This is a genomic window from Pseudomonas sp. CFBP 13710 (genome assembly GCF_014842235.1).
Lineage (GTDB): Bacteria > Pseudomonadota > Gammaproteobacteria > Pseudomonadales > Pseudomonadaceae > Aquipseudomonas > Aquipseudomonas baltica.
The window spans coordinates 380,093-400,157 of record NZ_JACYVJ010000003.1 but is presented as its reverse complement, the minus strand read 5'-3'; the positions used below and the strand labels follow the sequence as shown (position 1 = coordinate 400,157).

The following is a 20,065-nucleotide window of genomic DNA, read 5'->3' as shown; positions in this document are numbered from 1 at the left end:
TCGGCTCAAGAGCAGAAATCCAGGGGCAGGCGGCGCGGCACGAATTGCCCGTGGCCCAACTGCTCGGCGTCGCGCAGGGTGCGCCAGGTGTAGTCGAGCGCCGACTGCACCGCGCTTTCCAGCCCTTCGCCCAACGCCAGGCGGCCGGCCAGGGCGCTGGCCAGAGTGCAGCCGGAGCCATGGTAGCTGCCAGGCAGGCGCTGGCAGGTGAACGTGCGACGACTGCCGTCGCGGCTGTACAGGCGGTTGTGCACTTCGTGCTCGTCGCCATGGCCGCCGGTGATCAACAGGTGCTTGCAGAACGGCAGCAGCTTCTGTGCGCATTCATCGGCGCTGCCGTCGGGCAGGTCGGCGAGAATGCGCGCTTCGGGCAGGTTCGGCGTCGCGATGGTCGCCAGCGGCAGCAGCTGTTCGCGCATCGCGTAGCCGACCTCGTCCTTGCCCAGGCTACCGCCACCACCGGCGCGCAATACCGGGTCACAGACCATCGGCAGATGGGGGTGGGCGGACAACAGCTCGACCACGGTTGCGACCATGTCTACCGAACCGAGCATGCCCAGCTTGACCGCCGCCACCGGCGAGTCGCTGAGCACGGCATTGGCCTGGGCCAGGATCCACTCGCGGTCGAGCACGCGGAAATCGCTGACATTGACCGTGTTCTGCACGGTCAGCGCCGTGATCGTCGGCGCGGCATGGCAGCCCTGCGCGAGCAAGGCTTCGATATCTGCCTGCAGGCCGGCGCCGCCACTGGGGTCGTGGCCGGAGAGACAGAGGACAACGGGGCGGGAACTATAGATATTCATGGTGCGCGAGCTTATCACGGCGCACGCCGTTGTAGCAGGGCCGCAAGCGGCGGTGCGCGTGTCTGACGGTCTGCGTTGGCGACCGGCGTTCGCGCTTTGCAGGGGGGGTATGTATCATATTGACACTACGCTGCAACACATCCCGAAGGCACCATGCGCTATTTGCTTATCTTGATAATGGCCTGGCTGCCCATGCTGGCAGGTGCGGTCGACTTCGACGAGACCACCCGCAGCCTCGCCCTGGGCCGCACGATGCAGGTCTACGAAGATGTGTCGGGCGACGCCACCATCGAGCAGATCACCACCGACCTGGCCCCTGCCTTTCGTCAGCATCACAGCGACGTGCTCAATGCCGGTTACTCGCAGTCCGTGTACTGGCTGCGCATCGATCTGCGCTATGTACCGCGCGCCGACGGATCGTCGCACAGCTGGTTGCTGGAGCTGGCCTATCCGCCCATGGACCATCTGGAACTGTTCTTGCCCGATGCCGTCGGCCAGTACCACTCGGTGCAGCGAACCGGCGATGCCTTGCCGTATGCCAGCCGCCAGATCAAACAGAACAACTACTTGTTCGAACTGCCGTTCCAGCCAGGTGAAGCGAAGACCGTGTATCTGCGCCTGCACAGCCAGGGCTCGGTGCAGGCGCCGGTCAGCCTGTGGTCGGCCAACGCGTACCTCGAGGCCCAACCTTCAAGGCTGTACGTGCTCGGGCTGATCTACGGCGTGCTGCTGGGCATGCTGGTGTACAACCTGTTCATCTTCCTCAGCGTGCGTGATCGCAGCTACCTGTACTACATCGTCTATATCGCGTCGTTCGGCCTGTATCAGGTGTCAGTGAATGGTGCCGGGGTCGAGTATTTCTGGCCCGACAACCCATGGTGGGCCAACGCGGCCACGCCGTTCTTCATTGGCGCGGCCGGCTTCTTCGGTTGCCAGTTCTCGCGCAGCTTCCTGCAGACGGCGCGGCACAGCCGCTGGATGGATCGACTGCTGCTCGGCCTGATGGTCTACGGCGCCGTGGTCATGGTGCTGTCGCTGTCGACCAGCTACGCCCTGGCATTGCGCCTGGCCACGTTGCTGGCGCTGTGTTTCACCGTGGTGATCTTCTCCGCTGGCATCCTCGCCTGGCTTCGTGGCATGCGGCTGGCGCGTTACTTCATCATTGCCTGGAGCGCGTTCCTGCTGGGCGGCATCGTCAATACCCTGATGGTGCTGGGCTATCTGCCCAATGTGTTCATCACCATGTACGCCAGCCAGATCGGTTCGGCGCTGGAGGTCGGCCTGCTGTCGCTGGCCCTGGCCGACCGGATCAATGTGCTGCGCGACCAGCAGGCGCAGACCTTGAAGGAAGCCGGGCTGAAGCTTGAGCAGGCGAACCAGGAACTGGCGGCCAGCAACCGGCTCAAGGACGAATTTCTCGCCACCGTCACCCATGAGCTGCGCACCCCGATGAATGGCGTGATCGGCTCCCTGGAACTGATGCAGACCGTGCCCATGGGGCCGGAGCTGGCGCAGTACCAGCACACCGCGGCAGGTTCGGCGCGGCACATGATGCGCATGGTCGACGACATCCTGATCCTCACCGAGCTGCAGGCTGGGCGGCTCTATCCGCGCAACGAACCGTTCAGCCTGCAGGCGCTGCTGGACAGCATGCAGATGCAATTCAGCCGCCAGGCCCAGAGCAAGGGGCTGGCGTTCACCGTGGAGCGCGTAGCCGGTCTGCCCGACCGCCTGCAGGGCGATTCGCAGAAGCTTGCCCTGTGCCTGGGCTGCCTGATCGACAACGGCATCAAGTTCACCCGCGAAGGCAGTGTCAATGTGCGCGTCAGTGGCGGCGAGCCAGCAAGTGATCACCTGCAGATAACCTTCACGGTCAGCGACAGCGGCATCGGTTTCAGTCATCGCGACGAAGAGACCCTCTACCAACGCTTCTACCAGCTCGATGGCTCGGTGACCCGCGAGTACGGCGGATTGGGTATAGGCCTGGCGATCTGTCGGCAGCTGGCCGAACTGGTAGGCGGGCAGCTTCATCATCAGTCCGAGCCCGGACGCGGCAGCTGTTTCGAACTGAGCGTGCGCCTGGGGGTTGTCGAAGCGCATCCGGGCCGTGCCTTGAGCACCCGCGCCGGTGCCCTTGGCGCGCAGCGCGCTGCCCATGAATGCACGGTATTGCTGGTGGACGCCAACAGCGTCGACCAGTTGGTGGTGCGGGCCATGCTGCTCAAGCTCGGCTACCGCGTGCGCACCGCCGAGGACGGCGCTGGTGCGCTGGCCCTGCTGGCTCGCGAGCGTTTCGATGCCGTGCTCATCGAGCACAGCCCGCCCGCAGAGAGCGCTCTGCACACCACCCGCGAACTGCGCAGCGTGCCGGGGTGCGAGCGATTGCCGGTGCTGGCGATCACCGAACCCGGCCAGGCCTGGCGCGAGGCGTGCCTGGCTGCCGGGGTATCGATCTGCCTGGCGCGCCCGGTACGCTTCGAAGAGCTTCAGGCGGTTCTGCACGGCTGCATCCTCAGCCATCCCAAGCCTGTGTCGCCACCGATTGCAGATGCGCCCCCCGGCGCTGCCCCGGCGTAACCAACGCCGTCGCACCGGGGGTGCCTTTCGTCGGCATTGCAGGCAAGATGCAAGCCTGCCAGATCAGCCAGGACACGCCCCATGAGTAATGCTCCAGACTTCGTAGTTGTGGAAACTGCCGAACAAGCCGTGGATCGGTTGGCAGAACTACACGAACGGGCCACTCGCGCCTTGAGCCAGGCGCTCAAGCGCTACCTCAAGGATCGCAGCGAGCCGGATGCGGCCGAGCGCGATCTGTTTCGCTACCCTGAACTGCGCCTGACCTACGCCTACGGCGGCGAACTGCCTGCCATCACCCGAGCCTACGCCAAGGTCAACCTGCCTGGCGTGTACTCGGTGACCGTGACCCAGCCGGCCGCCTTCCGCGGTTATCTGCTGGACCAATTGCGGCCGCTGATGCGCGACTTCGCGGTCACCATCGAAGTCGGCGTCAGCGAGCAGAACATCCCTTATCCCTATGTCGTCGATCAGGGCGACGAGCTGGCCGGCAGCGGTGTGACCGCGGCCGCCCTGGCGCGGGTGTTCCCCAGCACCGACCTGTCTGCCGCCACCGACGGCATCGCCGACGGCCTGTACGACTGGGCCACTGCCGATCCGCTGCCGTTGGCGCTGTTCGACGCCGCGCGGGTGGATTTCTCCCTGCGTCGCCTGATCCACTACACCGGCAGCGACTGGAAGCACGTGCAGCCGTGGATCCTGCTGACCAACTACCACCGCTACGTCGACCAGTTCGTCACCCACGGCCTGGAACAACTGCGCAACGACCCGCGCTTCGTGCGCCTGGTGATGCCCGGCAATGTGATCATCGAAAAGAGCATGGACAACGGCGAGGCCCAGGCGCTGGTTGCCAGCGTGGTGTGGCACCGCTATCAGATGCCGGCGTATCACCTGATTGCCGAGGACGGCGACGGCGTGACCCTGGTGAACATCGGCGTCGGCCCTTCGAACGCCAAGAACATCACCGACCACCTGGCCGTGCTGCGCCCGCATTGCTGGCTGATGATCGGCCACTGCGGTGGCCTGCGACAGTCGCAGACCATCGGCGACTATGTGCTGGCCCACGCCTACATGCGCCAGGACGGTATTCTCGATCGGGTCCTGCCACCGAACATCCCCATTCCGGCCCTGGCCGAAGTGCAGCTGGCGTTGCAGGAAGCAGCGGCGCAGGTCACCGGCGAGCGCGGCGACGACTTGAAGAAGCGCCTGCGTACCGGCACCGTGCTGACCTACGATGACCGCAACTGGGAGCTGCGCTGGGCCCAGGAGCGACCGCTGATCAACCTGTCGCGTGCCGTGGCGGTGGACATGGAGAGCGGCACCATTGCCGCCCAGGGTTATCGCCTGCGGGTGCCGTACGGCACTCTGCTGTGCGTGTCGGACAAGCCCTTGCACAGTGAGATCAAACTGCCGGGCTCGGCCAACGCGTTCTACAACCGCGCGGTCAGCCAGCATCTCAACATCGGCATCACGGCCTTGAACCTGCTGCGCAACCAGCTCAATTCGCTGCACTCACGCAAGCTGCGCAGCTTCGACGAGCCGCCGTTCCGCTGACAGGTTTGCCGTGGCTGGCAAGGGCCTCTAGCATGAGCGCCCTTGCCAGCCCGAAAGCCGCTTCGTCATGCCTCTTCCTCCTCGCTCCAACAAACGTCCACCCGCCAGCGGCCGCCGTGTGGCCAAAGCCCCGCCGGCCCAACCGCGGCTGGTGCTGTTCAACAAACCGTTCGATGTGCTGACCCAGTTCAGCGACGGTGAAGGGCGGGCGACGCTGAAGGATTTCATCGACATTGCCGGGGTCTATCCGGCCGGTCGCCTGGACCGTGACAGCGAGGGGCTGCTGTTGCTGACCAACGACGGCCAGTTGCAGGCGCGCATTGCCGACCCGAAGCACAAGCTGGCCAAGACCTATTGGGTGCAGGTGGAAGGCGTACCCGACGAAGACCAGTTGCAGCGTCTGCGCACCGGGGTCGAGCTCAACGATGGCATGACGCTGCCGGCGCAAGCGCGGCTGCTGGACGAGCCGGACCTGTGGCCGCGCGATCCGCCGGTGCGCTTTCGCAAGAGCGTGCCGACGCATTGGCTGGAGCTGGTGATCAAGGAGGGGCGCAACCGTCAGGTGCGGCGCATGACGGCGGCGGTGGGCCTGCCGACCTTGCGCCTGGTGCGGGTGCGCATCGGCGACTGGAGCCTCGAGGGCCTGGGGCAGGGCGAGTGGCGCGAGGTGCCGGCCAGTCTCTAGCCGGCCTGTCCCCCCTGTGGGAGCGGGTTCTACCCGCGAAGGTGTTTCAGGTCTGTAGCCGGCCTGCACCCCTGTGGGAGGGGTTCTACCCGCGAAGGAGCTTCAAGTCTGGCTCAGGCCTGAAGCTCAGCGCAGATGGGTCAACGGCAGTTCAGTGCTGGCCATGACCTGGTTGAGAACGAAGCTGGAACGCACGCTGGTGACGCCCTCGATCCGCGTGAGGTGGCCCAGCAGCAGCTTTTGGTAGTGGTCCATGTCCGGCACCACCACCTTGAGCTGGTAGTCGGCATCCATTCCGGTCACCAGGCTGCATTCGAGGACCTGAGGCAGTCCGCGAATCGCCGCTTCGAAGGTTTCGAAGCGTTCCGGCGTGTGCCGGTCCATGCCGATCAGCACGTAGGCGGTCAGGCTCAACCCCAGCTTCTTGCGGTCCAGCAGGGCGACCTGACGGGAAATGTAGCCGTCGTCTTCGAGCTGCTTGACGCGCCGTGAGCAGGGCGACGGAGAGAGACCGATGCGTTCGGCCAGTTCCTGGTTGGAAATGCGCGCGTCACGCTGCAGTTCCGCCAGAATGCTCAGGTCATAGCGATCAAGCTTGCTCATCAAATCTGCCTTCGTGTTTTGCGTTGCGGCAAATTATCTATCCGAAGGCAAAAATTGCGCAAGTGCTGTGTAAATCAGCAATGTTCGCAATCGGCTGCTGCGTCCGTGGCGCTATTGTTATTCACAGAATCACTGCCCGGACACACGTCCACTGCGATCCGCTGAATCAAGCGAATTGCGGCCACCGCCCCCACCGGGGTCGCGCTGGCCCCCGGGCTGCATGCGGCCCAGAAGGCAGCGTGAGGTGAGCCGACGTCACAAGCGTCGAGCAAGGACACAGTTTCGCGAGAGGAGGCCTGCGGGTCTCCTCTTTTTTCGTCTGCGAAATATGTGTGACCGGTGCCTGGCGTGCGGTCATGAACGCGCGGTACGTGCCGATATCCTTTGCAGGCACCTGACGGGATCTTCACAGAACCGCGTTCGGGTTTGTCAGTCTGATACTGGGTCGCCCCCTTTTTCTACGAGGAACAGCATGAACTTGCCCCTATGGCGTATGGCCGGTGTCGCTGTGCTCTGCCTGGCTGTGGGCGCGCCTGCGTATGCGGAAGGCCCGCAAGACCAGTTGCGCGGCAGTTCCAATGGTGGCCAGCGTGGGCAGGGAGGGGGTAATGCCGGGCCTGGGCAGCCGCAAGGCGGTGGGCAGTACCGCCCACAGCAAGGTGGCAATCAGGGTCAGTGGCAGGGGCGACCGCCGCAAGGCAATCAGGGCAATCAGGGCCAGTGGCAGGGGCGACCCGGTGGCGGCAGCCAGAACCAGTGGCAAGGCAACCAGCCGGAGCAGGGTCGCCCAGAACAAGGTCGCCCGGATCAGGGTCGCCCGGATCAGGGTCGTCCCGAAGGCGGCCAGCAGGACAATCGGCCGCCGATCATCGGCAAGCCCGACGCAGTGCGCCAGACCCAGGCGCCGCTGCGCGGCAGTTATCCGGACCTGCGTCGCGACAACGATCGGCGCTGGGAGGGCGGTCGAGACCGCTGGCCCGGCGAGCACGGTGGCGGCTGGGGCCCCGGCCCGCAGTACCGTCCGGGGCAGGTGATTGATCGCTTCCCCGGCCAGAATTATCGCGTGCCGTATCGGGGGCAGGATTATTACTACTCCGGTGGCTACTGGTATCGACCGCAGGGTCCGCGGTACGTAGTGATCGAGCCGCCGCGCGGCGTTCGGGTACGCGTCTTGCCCGACTACGCCCAGCGCATGTGGATCGGCAGTTCGGTGTTCTTCGTCGCGGCCGGCACTTACTATCAATGGGCCGACAATACCCAGGAATATGTGGTGGTGAATCCGCCAGTGAATGCCAGTATCCCGCAGCCAGCCCCGACTTTGACCAACTATGACGTCGCAGCCTATCCGGCCCAGGGTCAGAGTCCGCAGCAGATCGCCCAGGATCAATACGAGTGCAAGCGCTGGGCTGTCGAACAGAGCCGCTTCGACCCAGCCAGTGCTACCTATGCGCCGTCGCCGGAAGTGGTCAGCGTGTACCGGCAGAGCCTGGCCAATTGCTTCGCGTCACGTGGGTACACGGTGAATTGATAGGCCTTGCAGCGCTGCAATGGGGCACCGCGTTCTGGCTGACACATCGCATCCACCGCCGACGCGGCTCGCGCCGCTGCTACGGGGACTGCGTTTTGGCTGACATACCGCATCGGCCGCCGACGCGGCTTGCGCCGCTGCTACGGGGACTGCGTTTTGGCTGACATACCGCATTCGTCGCCGACGCGGCTTGCGCCGCTGCTACAGGTATCGCGTTTTGCCTGAGACACTGCATTCGTCGCCGACGCGGCTTGCGCCGCTGCTACAGGCATCGCGTTTTGTCGGCACGCGGCATGGGTTTACGTGGTGCCGAGATCCCCTGTAGCAGCGGCGCGAGCCGCGTCCGGGGACACTGCGGTTTTGCAGGCTGACCGCGCTTCTCTCAAATGGGGTCTGCGTGAACCAGCACTTCGGCACGTGGATACCGGCTTTCAATGGCAACTTCCACGCTCTCGCAGATGCCATGGGCCTCGGCCAGCGACAGCTGCCCCGGCAACTCGAGATGCAACTGCACGAACCAATGATTGCCCGACATGCGCGTGCGCAGGTCATGGGCGCCAAGCACGCCCGGCACATCGCACGCCAGGGCCAGCATCTGCTCACTGACATCCACTGGCAACTCCTTGTCCATCAGAATCGCCGTGCTTTCGCGAGCGATCTGCACCGCGCTCCACAAGATGTACAGCGCAATGCCCAGGCCAAAGAAAGCATCCAGCTGCGGCCAACCGTAGCTGGCCAGGACCAGCGCTACTAAAATGCTGCCATTGAGCAGCAAGTCGGAACGGTAGTGCAGCGAGTCCGCCCGCACGGCGGTCGAACCGGTTTCGCGAACGACCTTGTATTGCAGGGCCAGCAGCGCCACGGTCAGCGCCAGCGAAAGAATCATCACCGCGATGCCCACCCCGGCCGCGCCCAGCGGCTGCGGGTCCTGCAGCTGTTTCCATGCCTGGTACCCGATCAACACCGCGCTAGAACCGATGAACAACGCCTGGGCCATCCCCGCCAGAGCCTCGGCCTTGCCGTGTCCATACCGATGATCGTCATCGGCCGGACGCAGCGCATAGTGCACCGCCAGCAGGTTGAGAAACGACGCCGCGCCATCCAGCACCGAATCGGTGAGCCCCGCCAGCAGACTCACCGAACCACTGAGCCACCAGGCAACGGCCTTGGCCACGATGAGAATGCTGGCGACCGCCAGTGACGCCCTTGTCGCCAGTCGCAGCAGGCGTGCGTGTTCCTTGCTGGTTGCCATTACAAATCCCTAGATGACCGGCTTCAAGCCATACATGGCCAGCTGTTCGACGCTGCCGGTGTGCTGGATCAGGCGCGGATCGTCGAGCGGCAAACTGCGGCCCAGCTCGGTTTCCAGGATGGCCTGCAGCTTCAGGTTATCGACCTTGCCGTCGCGATCAATCGCATGCTGCAGCTTTTCCGGCGCTACCTGCGCGGTCTTGCCGTCGTTGAGGTAGATCGCGCCGGTGGCGAAGTCCACACCGAAGGCAATCAGCCCAGGCAGCACATAGAAGAGGATGCCGATGGCGTCCAGCGCGGCCACCACAGGGTCGATACGCCCTTCGATCTGCCCGCGCCGATCCGGCCAGAACAGGGTGCCGCAGGCGGTCAGTTGGGTTACCAAGGCAGCGACAACGGCGCCGCCGATCAAACGTGAAGGAATACGCATGGCAATCTCCGCAGAATAGGCCGCAACGATACAAGCAAATGGTCAAGCCGAGTAGATGGACCTTGTCACCTGAGGGTCGGTTCGCTGACCTTGGCGTGCTATCCATACGTGCTCGGCGCCTGCACCTCGGAGCGGCGTTATACTTCGCTCCCGACCTGGAGCCTTCATGATCTCGCTACCCATCGACGCCGTCCTGCCTGCCCTGCGCCAAGCCCTGGCCGAGCGCCATGAAGCGGTGCTCGAAGCCCCGCCCGGCGCGGGCAAGACCACTCGCGTACCTTTGGCGCTGCTGCACGAGCCTTGGCTGGCCGGGCAGACCATTCTCATGCTCGAACCGCGGCGCCTGGCCGCGCGGGCGGCGGCGGAGCGCTTGGCCAGCGAGTTGGGCGAGCGGGTTGGCGAGACGGTCGGCTACCGCATTCGGCTGGACAGCAAGGTAGGTCCGAACACCCGTATCGAGGTCGTGACCGAGGGTATTCTTACCCGGCGCCTGCAGGATGATCCGGCCCTGGACGGGGTGGGGCTGGTGATCTTCGACGAGTACCACGAACGCAGTCTGGATGCCGACCTCGCGCTGGCCTTGAGCCTCAACGGCCGGGAGCTGCTGCGCGACGAGCCGCCGCTGAAGATCCTGCTGATGTCCGCCACCCTGGAAGGCGAGCGCCTGTCCGCGCTGCTCGACGATGCCCCGGTGTTGCGCAGCGAGGGCCGCATGTACCCGGTGGATGTGCGCTGGGGGCGGCCGTGGCAGCCGGGTGAGTTCATCGAGCCACGAGTGGTGCAGACCTGCCTCGATGCCCTCGATGAACAGGCTGGCAGCCTGCTGGTGTTCCTGCCGGGGCAGGCCGAGATCCGCCGCGTGCATCAGCAGTTGGCCGAAGCCCTGGCTGGCGATGTAAATGTGCTGCTGTGCCCGCTGCATGGCGAGCTTGATCTCAATGCCCAGCGCGCCGCCATCGAGCCTGCGCCCGCCGGCAAGCGCAAGGTCGTGCTGGCGACCAACATTGCCGAAACCAGCCTGACCATCGATGGCGTGCGCGTAGTCATCGACGCCGGCCTGGCGAGGGTGCCGCGTTTCGACCCCGGCAGCGGCATGACCCGCCTGGATACCCAGCGCATCTCCCGCGCCAGTGCCACCCAGCGGGCCGGACGAGCAGGGCGCCTGGAGCCGGGCGTGTGTTATCGGTTGTGGTCCGAAGACCAGCACGCCCAGTTGGCGGCCTACGGCAGCCCGGAAATCCTCCAGGCAGACCTCGCCAGCCTGGCCATGCAACTGTCACGCTGGGGTGTCGAGCCGGCTCAATTGACCTGGCTGGACGAGCCGCCCAGCGCGGCGTATGCGCAGGCGCAGGACCTGTTGCTGCGCCTCGGCGCACGCCTGCCCGACGGCCGTCTCAGCCCTCATGGCCAAGCCATGGCGCAGCTGCCGGCGCACCCGCGCATCGCTCATCTGTTGTTGCGCGGCCATGCCTTGGGCCTCGGCGACATGGCCTGCGATGTGGCAGCATTGTTAGGTGAACGCGACATTTTGCGCGGTGCCGGTGCCGACCTGCACAGCCGCCTCGTGTTGCTGTCCGGCGAGCAGAAGGCCCAGCGCCAGAGCCATGGCGCCGTGCAACGCATACGGCAGTTGTCCCGGCAGTATCGGGGCTACTTGCGTGGCAGGCCGGCGACGCCGGTCGAGGACTCTGCGCACCCGCGCTGGCTGGGCTGCCTGCTGGCCCTGGCCTACCCGGATCGCGTGGCGCAGCAGCGTCGCGAAGGCGGCGCCGAGTACCGCCTTGCCAACGGCCGCGCTGCCTTGTTCGGCGAGGTGGACGGCTTGATGAAACAGGCCTGGCTCGTCATCGCCGACCTGGGCAGTCGTCAAGGGCAGCGTGAGGAACGCATCTACCTGGCTGCCGAGTTCGATCCCGGGTTGTTCGATACGGTGCTGGCCGAACAGGTCAGTCGCGTCGATCACCTGGAATGGGACGAACGTGAAGGTGTGTTGCGCGCCGAACGCCAGCGCAAGGTCGGTGAACTGATCCTCAGCCGCGAACCGCTGCCAGGGTTGGGCGCCGACGCCCGCGCCACCGCGCTGCTCGGACTGGTGCGCCGCAAGGGCCTGGAGCTGCTGCCCTGGACCCCCGAGCTTCGCCAATGGCAGGCGCGGGTCGCGCTGCTGCGCGCGCTGGACACCCAGAACCCTTGGCCTGACGTCAGCGACGCGGCGTTGTTGCAGCAGCTGGAAAACTGGCTGCTGCCCTACCTGGGCAAGGTCACACGCCTCAGCCACTTCGGCCAGCTCGACCTGTCCTCCATCCTGCGCAACAGCTTGCCCTGGCCGCTGCCACAGAAACTCGACGAGCTGGCGCCAACCCACATCGCCGTGCCGTCAGGCTCTTCGGTACGCCTGGACTACAGCGAGCAACCGCCAATTCTCGCGGTGCGCCTGCAGGAGCTGTTCGGCCTGGCTGAAACCCCGCGCATCGCCGGTGGACGACAGGCGGTGAAGTTGCATCTGCTGTCACCGGCGCGGCGACCGGTGCAGGTGACCCAGGATCTGGCGAGTTTCTGGGCCAACACCTACGAGGAAGTGAAGAAGGATTTGAAGGGACGGTATCCAAAGCATTATTGGCCGGAGGATCCGTTGGTGGCCGAGGCTACCGCTCGAGTGAAGCCTAGAAAATCCTGATAGGGGATGAGAATGTCGCGGGCGTCTCTCAGAAGAGATTGGCCGCATATTAAATGTGACTGCCGATGCGGTGAACTTTCACCTGCGCAATATCCAAAAAAAGCTTGGCGCCTGCAATCGAGTTCAAGCCGTCACCTATGCCGTAGCCCAAGGCCATATCTGATGCCCGAGGCATAGCGGCCTTGGCCGCTATGCCAGCACACGCTCAGATAAAGACGTTGATCGCGGCGCGCTCATACAACCAGCGCACCCCTGCGTGTACTTGCTCATTGTCGGCCTGCTCCGGTATTGCTTCAGCCAGAGTTATGGGCGCCTCGCCCTGCAACACAGTGATAAGCGTACGCACTTCCTGTAGATGCTGCACACTCAACATCGCGCCCCCGCAAACAGCAACTCTGGCTTTTTATCCAGCGCTAGCATGTACAAGGGGCTATCAGCCCTTGTGCGGATCACACGCTGCCAGCACTTGGCACTGCCGGGGTGCCCCCAGTGTGCGGTCACGAATAATTTCGGTCGTGGCAGTAATCATGATTCACCTTCAATCCGGGAAAGCATCAGGGTAAAAATCCTTGTAGATATTCTTGATCTGTTCATCGCGCATGCTCAGGACACGCACCAGTACCCCACTGAACATGCACGGCAGGGATGCCAGGACAATGAGAAAACCCAAGGCTGCCATGGCGTAGCCCACGCCTAGCGTTTCAGAAAAAGCCCCGCCGACCAGCGCCCCGAAGGGGATGACCATGCCGGAAACAAACGAGGTCGCAGACCCGATCCGGTTGCGGTAATTGTCGGGGGTGGCCAGCATTCGCACGGTCGAGGTGTTTACGGTCACCATGACTAGGCCGATGCCTGCGACAAACAGCAAGGGCACAGTTACTCCGGCGAACCAACCGGGCTTGACATGGAAGAATTGGCTGAAAAGCCCACAACCAAGCATGGCCAGCCCAACCAGCAGGAAACCGCCAAATACTACATAGGGCCGGCCACAACGCTCATTGGCGCGTTTCACTAGGAACAGGCTGCCGACCAGTAGGCCCAACGCGAAGGCGCCCTCGGTGACGGCGATCAACCATAAGTCTTGGGAGAAATAGCGATTGATCAGCACAGGGAACAGCACCGCGAAGAGCGGGTACAGCGAGAAGTTGACGATGAACGCCAGTAGGCTCAGGTTCCATTCAGGCTTGACCCGATAGAGCGCCGTAAAACCTTCGCAGGTGCGTGTATACCAAGTCGCCAGATAGGACATCTGCCGAGTGGTGCCAGGGCTGTGGCTGGCAGGGGGCGCCTTGACCAGCACTATCAGTGCTAACGCCACCATGACTGCCAAGGAGTTGAGCCAGAGAGTTCCTAACACCCCCATCAGCGCAGATGACGAGCCGACGATGCTTCTGAGGCGCACCGCATCGCTGATCCTGTGCGCGGCAACCAGTGTAGGTGTCAAGCTCATCTGGACAGGGTCGCGAATGCCAATGGTTACCCCGGAAATCGCCAGACAGCCCCCGATCACCCAGGGCAGGTAAAGATCCAGGGTGCCTAGGCAGGCCAGTACTAGAGTTATTGTTGCGCTGATGACGTAGCAGCCCACCAGCAGGCGGTGCCTGTCATACTGATCCCCCAGCCAGCCAAACACCGCTCGTGCCAGCACATCCGCCAGGGTGGCCACCGCGACATAGCCTGCAAAGGCAACGGGGTCTGCGGTTTTCCCCAGCACCCACCAAGCGATTGCGAATTGACCACAACGCGTTCCCACCGCGTTCAAGAACGCTGCCAGTTGGATCAGGTAGAAATCCCGTCCCAGCCCACCGAGGGAAGGATTGCTCATTGCCCCACCTCGGCGCGGCGCAGGCGCTCCTGGCAGCCGGCTGCAACGTAGGCGTCTAGTCCACCGGTCAAACTGCGGCAGCGGCGCTCGCCGACGGCGGTGCTGATTGCACGCAAGGCTTTCAAGCTGCGAATGCCACTTTTGCAGTAGACCACCGTCTCGACGCCAGCCACTGTCTCGGCCAGGCGTTGTGGCAACTCCCTCCAGGGAATGTTGATCCCGCCCAACGACAGCGTCAGATGATCGTGCCCGTCCCGTACATCAATTAATTGCAGCGCAGTTTCGCTCCACAAAGCAGTCACTCTCTCGTAAGACCTGTGTTACCTATTGGCTGTACATAAACAGCGCGTACGAAAGTCCCGCCGAAGCGGGACTTTTAATTTAGAGCGTGATTATTCGAAGTCGCTTTTTGGCATTTGGCAGTCTGGACATAGCCATGAGTCGCTCACATCGTCCCAGTGCGTGCCTGGAGGTACACCATTAGCCGGATCGCCCTTGGATGGGTCGTATTCGTAACCACAAACAGTGCAGGTCTTAATGTCATTTTCCGAAGCCATACCTCAATCCTTATCTATAATTATAAAATTACAGTCGAAATCAATCCGGCAGCGCCTAATATGAAACCTATCACTGCACCTTTCTTTGGTAACTCCTGCAGCATGGCGTAGATAACGATAGGTTCTAAGATAAGCAATAGAGTCAATGACGCTACAGTGACAACCCAAATATTGCCAGAAGCTTGATAGCCTAGCCAATAGGCAAATACCAAACTGACTCCTGCAATACATATCAGGAGTATGGGCTTGATAAACATACCCGGCGTTTCCAGAAGCTTTCCAGGTAGCTTGGCAGCATATACTTCACTGTAGATCGTCAAAATCTCCCCGAACACCATAAAAGCTAGCGCGAAAAGCATGTAGTATTCTTTTTTCACTAAGACCTCTTATCTAGTATTTGCAGGATCTCTCGTATCACTACATCGCCGACCTCATGATTATCTAGCAAGAAATGTGGTCCGTCGTGATCGAACAAGAAGGTGTTTTTATAATCTCCGCCTTCGAAGTTTGCGATCGTTCTAAGTACCTTTTCAGCCTCGTGTAGCCTGTGAGGGTAATAGGTTTTCAGGATCTTAATAGCATTGCCAAAGTGTACGGCTTCGTCAGCAATAAGATTCTTGATCCAAAACTTAAATCCATCGTGCCCAAAATCAGCATAGAAGGTGTCTTTTTTATAAGTCTTTACGGACACGTACTCATCATAGGCGAACATTAATAATAGATTGAACTCATTTGATAAGATATCCTCTAGACCTGTGAAGTCTGCAGTACGGTCATGCAAAACTCTCAATAGACTGACTTCTTCAGTTCCAAAAATAAGACGGTGTAGTTCAAAAAAACCGTCGGCATGATTGCGCTCATCAACATACCAGTAGTCAAGGTATTGGACAAAGTATGGTGAAAAGCTTTTCCGGTAAGGATAAAGAAAATTGTAGAGGTTGACGGAGTCGTATTCTGAGACAAGATCAGCCATAAAAAAATCTTGGAACGATTCTTTGATTCCCGGATTGATCCAACCACTAGCCGCAACTTCCTCAAATATCGCCTTAGAGCTCCAGTTCCTCTTTTTCAAAAAGTTTGTGGATGTCATCCTAATTCCCTTAGTTTTCCATTTGGTCGCGAAATTTTTTTATGATCGCTGGAATTATCATCGTTTCAATTTCTTCTTTGGTGATTGGGAAATCGGGAGCGTTGTGGTCCAAAACGAATGTACCGGTATAACTCTCTTTCTCGAAGTCGAGTATGAATATTTCGTCCAGGATTCTTGGCACCTCATGGAGTCTGTCGGGGAACATTTCCTTGGCTTTCTGTACGAAGGAAAAGAAATGTGTCACCTCGTCCTTTTTAGTCTTACGTATCCAAGTCGACAATTGCTGTGAGCCAAAATTGTCATAAATGTCGATGCTGCGATGATAGACGTGGGTCGTAATTATCTCATCGTAGGCGAGGGTCACTAGGAGTATCAGCGGATCTGTAGCTATTGACTCGATAATACTAAAGTCAGGCTTCCTCAGCTCGACACTCAACAGCACCTCATCGAAAGGGATCTTTGTATACGAGGAATAGATAACGGCAAAGCCATGTGCATGATCTATTTCATCCCTAAGCCAAGGGTTCAACACCTCGACGATACTAGAAAATACCTCCGGATGGCTTCCTTCCAAGTACCAGTAAAGACGCCTTGCATCATACTCAGTGATGATTGAGTCAAAAAACACGTCTTTCCATTCTTGACGAAGAGTGTCGGATAACTCCACATCCGGAAACTTAAAGCCAGCAAGAACCGTGGCTGCATCCGGTGTAGATCGAACTGCAAAGTGATTAGATGTTGTCATTTTCCCATCCTGGAATTGGTTCAGCTTCGAACTCTGAATTGTTCAAACTCCAACGAGTTGTTTGACTTAACAGGTCGCCAATCTACTTCTTGACAAATTATTGGCTGCCAGTATTTTTGAGCTATCCCGTAAATAAACTCCCAGTCGAGCATCTCTGTTTCAATAACGCCGGCATTCGGGTTGGATTCAGCCCACGCCATTCCAGCAATGATGCTCGATACGACCTGCAAGCTTGTAGCGCTATTGTACTTTGCCATTTTCCGAGCTTTTCCTATAGAAAGGTTAGATCCCATCCATAACGATTTATACGTATCGCTAATGAGAAATATACCTAGCTCGTCTATACCAGAACTTATACTGTCTTTCAAAACTTCTTTGGAACTAATATTTTTTTCTCTTCCGTCATTCAAAAGACCCATGGATGCCACCGCTTGATCGCATGGGTGATAGGCATAGTAGACAGTGGGTCGGTAATCGGGATTGGAGCTATCGCCTACGGTTAGATACTCAGCTATAGATAGAGACTCATTATGAGTGAGCAGATAACCTTCAAAGTCTAGATAGTTAGGTGTCCAGCTTCTCACCGATACCTCACGGCCCTGCTCGGTCATTGCTATTGCATACCGAGTGAGCTTGCTGCCATCAGGCAGTTTATTCTCGTGGCTTCCCCAGCCCATTTCCGCTGGCTGTAGACATTCGGTTATAAAACCGTCTACTGACCAGGTACACATAAAGTGTGCCGACGATCTTTCGGCTGAAGATATTTGCGTGTCACGCTCTGAAATCTGCACGACACGGATGCCCAGCTTTTGAGCGAGAATCGCCCAGTCTTGGTGAGCGACAGGAAAAAATTCGATTTTATTTAGATGTGCCATCGTCACTAATGCTTTTTTTAGAAGCACTGAGATAAATCCTGGATTTGCTCCATGTGCAACGATTGAGGTACTACCATTTATTTTCTGGGCAGTTGAAAATTTCTTCAGGCTTTCTCTGAGGTGGAAGTTACTTGTCAAGCTTGAGTCGTCTTCGCTCAAATATTCCCAAGGCTCTATGCATGTGTCGAGATATAGCGCTTCAAAACGTTGTGTCAGTTCGATCAACGCTTCGCTTGAAACAGATACTGCTAGATTTAGAAGAAAGGTTGTTTTGCTCAAATGCGGTGATATAAGCGCTTCCAAATTGTGCTTTGTTATTGTTCTATTTACTATGACCGCCTTAAACTCGCTCGCTATTTTTTCCTTTTCAGAATCGATATCCTTTTCAAAAATTGTTATTTTGCACTCGTATCGTTCCACCAATAGAGGAATCAGTGCCTGAGCGATGCTTCCAAACCCCACAATCATTATATTATCGATGGTTTTCATATTCGATCTCCTTTATGTTTCCAACGTCCATGCCCACAGATAGAAACCCAACCACCATCCAACTGCCTGTCTCCGCACATTCATTTCACAGAGGAATAACTCGGCGACCTTTGGTGGCATTCCCATATAATTAGCTAAGTGTACTTGGCTTTAACGAAGCACATCAGGTTGGTAATCTTTTTCGACTCGAGGTCTACTTTTTTTTCATATCATTCCCCTCGGATTCAATGGATGCCACTGTAATATTGCAGCTCGAGGTTAATATAGGGTTAGAAGAAGTCAAGTGATGATTGATTGCGCCTTGAAGGGTGGCGAGTTGGAATGAAAAACTGTACTGACTTTTAGAGCATATCTGTATCTTTTCTCGCTGTCGATCTATCCAAAAACGGCGTTAGCTTAATAGGCTAATTTTATCTAAGTCGTTGTTTTTCTAGGCCGTGCAAGTCGTTTATGCTCAGCGCGTCACTTTGTCTTCGGTACGGATCGCCACACAGCGGGTATATGTCTCTAAATGTGTCAGCTCGCGGATGACATTGATGCACGGTGCGTTCAGCGTTGCGCATTGGAGTCGATTGAGGAATAGGAGCGTTCGCGTTACTCGATCAACTGCGGGCTCCAGAGTCTGCTGATCTATTATGCTCGGTACTTGAGATCACCCGATCTCGCTACTAGGCGTACTGCCGAAAACGTCGGTATCCGGATGCCGGACGGGTCGTTTTGCGTAGCCGCGTGAACGTGCTGTTTACCCAAGGCCGAAGCACAGCGGGCAGCCGGAGCATCTTGCCGATGATGGAAAAGGGACGCCATGCAGATCGGACGATTCAAGGTACATAGGTTGATGCGCGAGATAGTGGGTTAGCGTTTCGCGCTGTTGGCAGGCCCCATTCCCGAGCGATCTTGTGCGCGAACTGCGCGATTGCTGAGATGCCTGGTCGGGGCCGTGAAAAGTCATGCAGTGGACTTTACCAAAGCAAGCCGAGTGCTACAGCTACGATGGAGGGAACATAACTAATAGCAAAGCATTATTGGCCGGATAACCCCCTGGTGGCCGAACCCACGGCGCGCATCAAACCCCGCAAGTAAAACCCCACCTACCACACCGCAATGTCATACGTCAGATACAGCCGATTGCTGTCGCGCCCACGCGCGGTGTCGGAGCGATAGACGTAGTTGCGCAGCTTCACCCCCAGGCCCTTCAAGGTGCCGGCCGGTACCACGTAGGCGAGTTCGATGTCGCGCTCCCACTCGTTCACGCCGGCAGGGCCCGACTTGCCGTCCGAGCCGCTGATGTAGCGGGTCATGAAGCTCAGGCCGGGCATCCCAAGCTGCTTGAAGTCGTAGCCGTAACTGGCGAGCCAGGTCTTTTCATCTTCTTCGATGAATTTGCCGATGCCGACGTTGCTGAACGAGTACACGGTAGCACCGTTGATGTAGGGCAAGCCGCCGTCGCCGTGCAGCTGCTGGTAGCCGGCGGCAACGGTGTGGCCCGCAATCGCGAAGCTCAGCTGACCGCTGAGCATGCCGTTGTCGATCTGTCCGGAATAGTGGTTGCCTTCGTCCCGGCTGAGGAAATACCGCAGGTCGCTGGTCAATGTGCCGGTGCCCAGCGGCAGGGTGTGCAGCAGGCCGAAGAAGTCCTGGCTGTAGAAGTCATCGAGCTGGCCGCGAAAGTAGCTGAGTCGCAGCTGCTTGTTCACCGTGTAGTCGGCGCCGGCATAGGTGAAGTCGCCACCTTCTTTGCCGGAATAGCCGTCGGGGATGATCGAACGGCTGTCGGTGGAGTCACGCAGCTTGAACCGATCGAGTTGGCCGGCGGTGAGCAGCCAGCCCTCGAAGTCCTTGCTGACGAGTTGAGTGCCTTGATAGGTCTGCGGCACCAGGCGTGCATCGTTGTAGACCAGTACCGGGGTCTTGGGCAGCAGGGTGCCATGCTTGACCACGGTTTGCGCGACGCGGGCCTTGGCGGTGAGGCCAAGGCTGGTCGACTCGTCGGCGGCGCGGCCATCGCTGTGCACGGGCAGCAGCCCTGTGCCGCTGCGGCCGCGACCGGAGTCGAGCTTGACGCCCAGCAGGCCCAGGGCATCGAAGCCCACGCCGACGGTGCCTGGGGTATAGCCGGATTGGAAGTCCAGCAGCACGCCCTGCGCCCATTCGGTTCGCTCGCTTTTGGCAGTGGCGGCGGCGCGCGGGCTCAGGCCGTTTTCATCGCGAAAGTTTTCGTTGAAGTACACGTTGCGAAGTTGCAGTTTCAGGGTGCTGTCTTCGATAAAACCTTGGGCCAGGGCCGAGCCTTGGAGCAATACGCTCAGGCACGGCAAGGCGAACCCGCCGATCAGGGTTGTACGCATCAGATGGACTCTCTTCTTGTTATGAATAGCG

At 59.7% G+C, this 20,065-nt stretch carries 17 protein-coding genes and 2 pseudogenes; 7 read left to right on the top strand and 12 right to left on the bottom strand.

Annotated elements, in window-relative coordinates; translation table 11 throughout:
• Positions 1–5 precede the first annotated feature (5 nt).
• Positions 6–803: a hydroxymethylpyrimidine/phosphomethylpyrimidine kinase gene (locus tag IFT44_RS10325; protein WP_192175865.1), complete on the bottom strand. Its 798-nt coding sequence runs from the start codon at positions 801–803 to the stop codon at positions 6–8.
• 153 nt (positions 804–956) lie between these two features.
• Between IFT44_RS10325 and IFT44_RS10320 the strand changes: the two genes are divergently transcribed.
• From IFT44_RS10320 to IFT44_RS10310, 3 genes are all read left to right on the top strand, one after another.
• Positions 957–3,380, top strand: coding sequence for a hybrid sensor histidine kinase/response regulator (locus IFT44_RS10320; protein WP_192175864.1), 2,424 nt, complete (start codon positions 957–959; stop codon positions 3,378–3,380).
• Positions 3,381–3,461: 81 nt separating this feature from the next.
• Complete coding sequence (amn, locus tag IFT44_RS10315; RefSeq protein ID WP_122715037.1) at positions 3,462–4,931, top strand: AMP nucleosidase; 1,470 nt, start codon at positions 3,462–3,464, stop codon at positions 4,929–4,931.
• 118 nt (positions 4,932–5,049) lie between these two features.
• Positions 5,050–5,616: a pseudouridine synthase gene (locus IFT44_RS10310; protein WP_192175896.1), complete on the top strand. Its 567-nt coding sequence runs from the start codon at positions 5,050–5,052 to the stop codon at positions 5,614–5,616.
• Positions 5,617–5,742: 126 nt separating this feature from the next.
• Here the strand turns inward: IFT44_RS10310 and IFT44_RS10305 are convergent, their stop codons facing one another.
• Positions 5,743–6,219 carry an Lrp/AsnC family transcriptional regulator gene (locus tag IFT44_RS10305; protein ID WP_122475484.1) on the bottom strand — a complete coding sequence of 159 codons (477 nt, stop codon included), beginning with the start codon at positions 6,217–6,219 and terminating at the stop codon, positions 5,743–5,745.
• 472 nt (positions 6,220–6,691) lie between these two features.
• On the opposite strand from IFT44_RS10305, the gene IFT44_RS10300 reads away from it, so the two are divergent.
• Positions 6,692–7,747, top strand: coding sequence for a DUF6515 family protein (locus tag IFT44_RS10300; protein ID WP_192175863.1), 1,056 nt, complete (start codon positions 6,692–6,694; stop codon positions 7,745–7,747).
• 382 nt (positions 7,748–8,129) lie between these two features.
• Here IFT44_RS10300 and IFT44_RS10295 read toward each other — a convergent pair whose 3' ends face one another.
• Together IFT44_RS10295 and IFT44_RS10290 are read right to left on the bottom strand one after the other, a co-directional pair.
• Positions 8,130–8,999, bottom strand: a complete 870-nt coding sequence (locus IFT44_RS10295; protein WP_122475480.1) for a cation diffusion facilitator family transporter — start codon at positions 8,997–8,999, stop codon at positions 8,130–8,132.
• 9 nt (positions 9,000–9,008) lie between these two features.
• A complete protein-coding gene (locus IFT44_RS10290) occupies positions 9,009–9,428 on the bottom strand; it encodes a polyribonucleotide nucleotidyltransferase (RefSeq protein WP_192058461.1) in 420 nt (139 codons plus the stop codon).
• 166 nt (positions 9,429–9,594) lie between these two features.
• Here IFT44_RS10290 and hrpB point away from each other — a divergent pair, with 166 nt between their 5' ends.
• Together hrpB and IFT44_RS21345 are read left to right on the top strand one after the other, a co-directional pair.
• On the top strand, positions 9,595–12,105 hold the full coding sequence (gene hrpB / locus IFT44_RS10285; protein WP_192175862.1) for an ATP-dependent helicase HrpB: 2,511 nt from the start codon (positions 9,595–9,597) through the stop codon (positions 12,103–12,105).
• 31 nt (positions 12,106–12,136) lie between these two features.
• Positions 12,137–12,268, top strand: a pseudogene (locus tag IFT44_RS21345) (LuxR C-terminal-related transcriptional regulator); the annotation flags it as partial.
• Positions 12,269–12,643: 375 nt separating this feature from the next.
• Here IFT44_RS21345 and IFT44_RS10275 read toward each other — a convergent pair.
• From IFT44_RS10275 to IFT44_RS10245, 7 genes are all read right to left on the bottom strand, one after another.
• A complete protein-coding gene (locus IFT44_RS10275) occupies positions 12,644–13,930 on the bottom strand; it encodes an MFS transporter (protein ID WP_192175861.1) in 1,287 nt (428 codons plus the stop codon).
• Positions 13,927–14,232: a rhodanese-like domain-containing protein gene (locus IFT44_RS10270; protein ID WP_192175860.1), complete on the bottom strand. Its 306-nt coding sequence runs from the start codon at positions 14,230–14,232 to the stop codon at positions 13,927–13,929. Before IFT44_RS10270 ends, IFT44_RS10275 begins: the two co-directional genes overlap by 4 nt.
• 90 nt (positions 14,233–14,322) lie before the next feature.
• Positions 14,323–14,487: a rubredoxin gene (locus IFT44_RS10265; RefSeq protein ID WP_192152171.1), complete on the bottom strand. Its 165-nt coding sequence runs from the start codon at positions 14,485–14,487 to the stop codon at positions 14,323–14,325.
• Positions 14,488–14,507: 20 nt separating this feature from the next.
• Entirely contained in the window at positions 14,508–14,846 is a 339-nt protein-coding gene (locus IFT44_RS10260) for a hypothetical protein (RefSeq protein WP_192152232.1), read from the bottom strand.
• 17 nt (positions 14,847–14,863) lie between these two features.
• Positions 14,864–15,577, bottom strand: coding sequence for a hypothetical protein (locus tag IFT44_RS10255; RefSeq protein ID WP_244652139.1), 714 nt, complete (start codon positions 15,575–15,577; stop codon positions 14,864–14,866).
• A gap of 10 nt (positions 15,578–15,587) precedes the next feature.
• On the bottom strand, positions 15,588–16,322 hold the full coding sequence (locus IFT44_RS10250; protein WP_192175859.1) for a hypothetical protein: 735 nt from the start codon (positions 16,320–16,322) through the stop codon (positions 15,588–15,590).
• Between the two features lie 20 nt (positions 16,323–16,342).
• Complete coding sequence (locus IFT44_RS10245; protein ID WP_192175858.1) at positions 16,343–17,686, bottom strand: saccharopine dehydrogenase C-terminal domain-containing protein; 1,344 nt, start codon at positions 17,684–17,686, stop codon at positions 16,343–16,345.
• A 585-nt stretch (positions 17,687–18,271) separates the two neighbouring features.
• Between IFT44_RS10245 and IFT44_RS21155 the strand changes: the two are divergent.
• Positions 18,272–18,536, top strand: a pseudogene (locus IFT44_RS21155) (IS3 family transposase); the annotation flags it as partial.
• Positions 18,537–18,777: 241 nt separating this feature from the next.
• On the opposite strand, the gene IFT44_RS10240 reads toward IFT44_RS21155, so the two are convergent.
• Positions 18,778–20,034 carry an OprD family porin gene (locus tag IFT44_RS10240; RefSeq protein WP_192175857.1) on the bottom strand — a complete coding sequence of 419 codons (1,257 nt, stop codon included), beginning with the start codon at positions 20,032–20,034 and terminating at the stop codon, positions 18,778–18,780.
• Positions 20,035–20,065 lie beyond the last annotated feature (31 nt).

Excerpts from the sequence above, each read along its gene's own strand:
- IFT44_RS10325 (WP_192175865.1), bottom strand. The coding sequence starts at position 803 with ATGAATATCTATAGTTCCCGCCCCGTTGTCCTCTGTCTCTCCGGCCAC.
- IFT44_RS10320 (WP_192175864.1), top strand. The coding sequence starts at position 957 with ATGCGCTATTTGCTTATCTTGATAATGGCCTGGCTGCCCATGCTGGCA.
- amn (WP_122715037.1), top strand. The coding sequence starts at position 3,462 with ATGAGTAATGCTCCAGACTTCGTAGTTGTGGAAACTGCCGAACAAGCC.
- IFT44_RS10305 (WP_122475484.1), bottom strand. The coding sequence starts at position 6,219 with ATGAGCAAGCTTGATCGCTATGACCTGAGCATTCTGGCGGAACTGCAG.
- IFT44_RS10300 (WP_192175863.1), top strand. The coding sequence starts at position 6,692 with ATGAACTTGCCCCTATGGCGTATGGCCGGTGTCGCTGTGCTCTGCCTG.
- IFT44_RS10295 (WP_122475480.1), bottom strand. The coding sequence starts at position 8,999 with ATGGCAACCAGCAAGGAACACGCACGCCTGCTGCGACTGGCGACAAGG.
- IFT44_RS10290 (WP_192058461.1), bottom strand. The coding sequence starts at position 9,428 with ATGCGTATTCCTTCACGTTTGATCGGCGGCGCCGTTGTCGCTGCCTTG.
- hrpB (WP_192175862.1), top strand. The coding sequence starts at position 9,595 with ATGATCTCGCTACCCATCGACGCCGTCCTGCCTGCCCTGCGCCAAGCC.
- IFT44_RS10275 (WP_192175861.1), bottom strand. The coding sequence starts at position 13,930 with ATGAGCAATCCTTCCCTCGGTGGGCTGGGACGGGATTTCTACCTGATC.
- IFT44_RS10265 (WP_192152171.1), bottom strand. The coding sequence starts at position 14,487 with ATGGCTTCGGAAAATGACATTAAGACCTGCACTGTTTGTGGTTACGAA.
- IFT44_RS10260 (WP_192152232.1), bottom strand. The coding sequence starts at position 14,846 with ATGCTTTTCGCGCTAGCTTTTATGGTGTTCGGGGAGATTTTGACGATC.
- IFT44_RS10255 (WP_244652139.1), bottom strand. The coding sequence starts at position 15,577 with ATGACATCCACAAACTTTTTGAAAAAGAGGAACTGGAGCTCTAAGGCG.
- IFT44_RS10250 (WP_192175859.1), bottom strand. The coding sequence starts at position 16,322 with ATGACAACATCTAATCACTTTGCAGTTCGATCTACACCGGATGCAGCC.
- IFT44_RS10245 (WP_192175858.1), bottom strand. The coding sequence starts at position 17,686 with ATGAAAACCATCGATAATATAATGATTGTGGGGTTTGGAAGCATCGCT.
- IFT44_RS10240 (WP_192175857.1), bottom strand. The coding sequence starts at position 20,034 with ATGCGTACAACCCTGATCGGCGGGTTCGCCTTGCCGTGCCTGAGCGTA.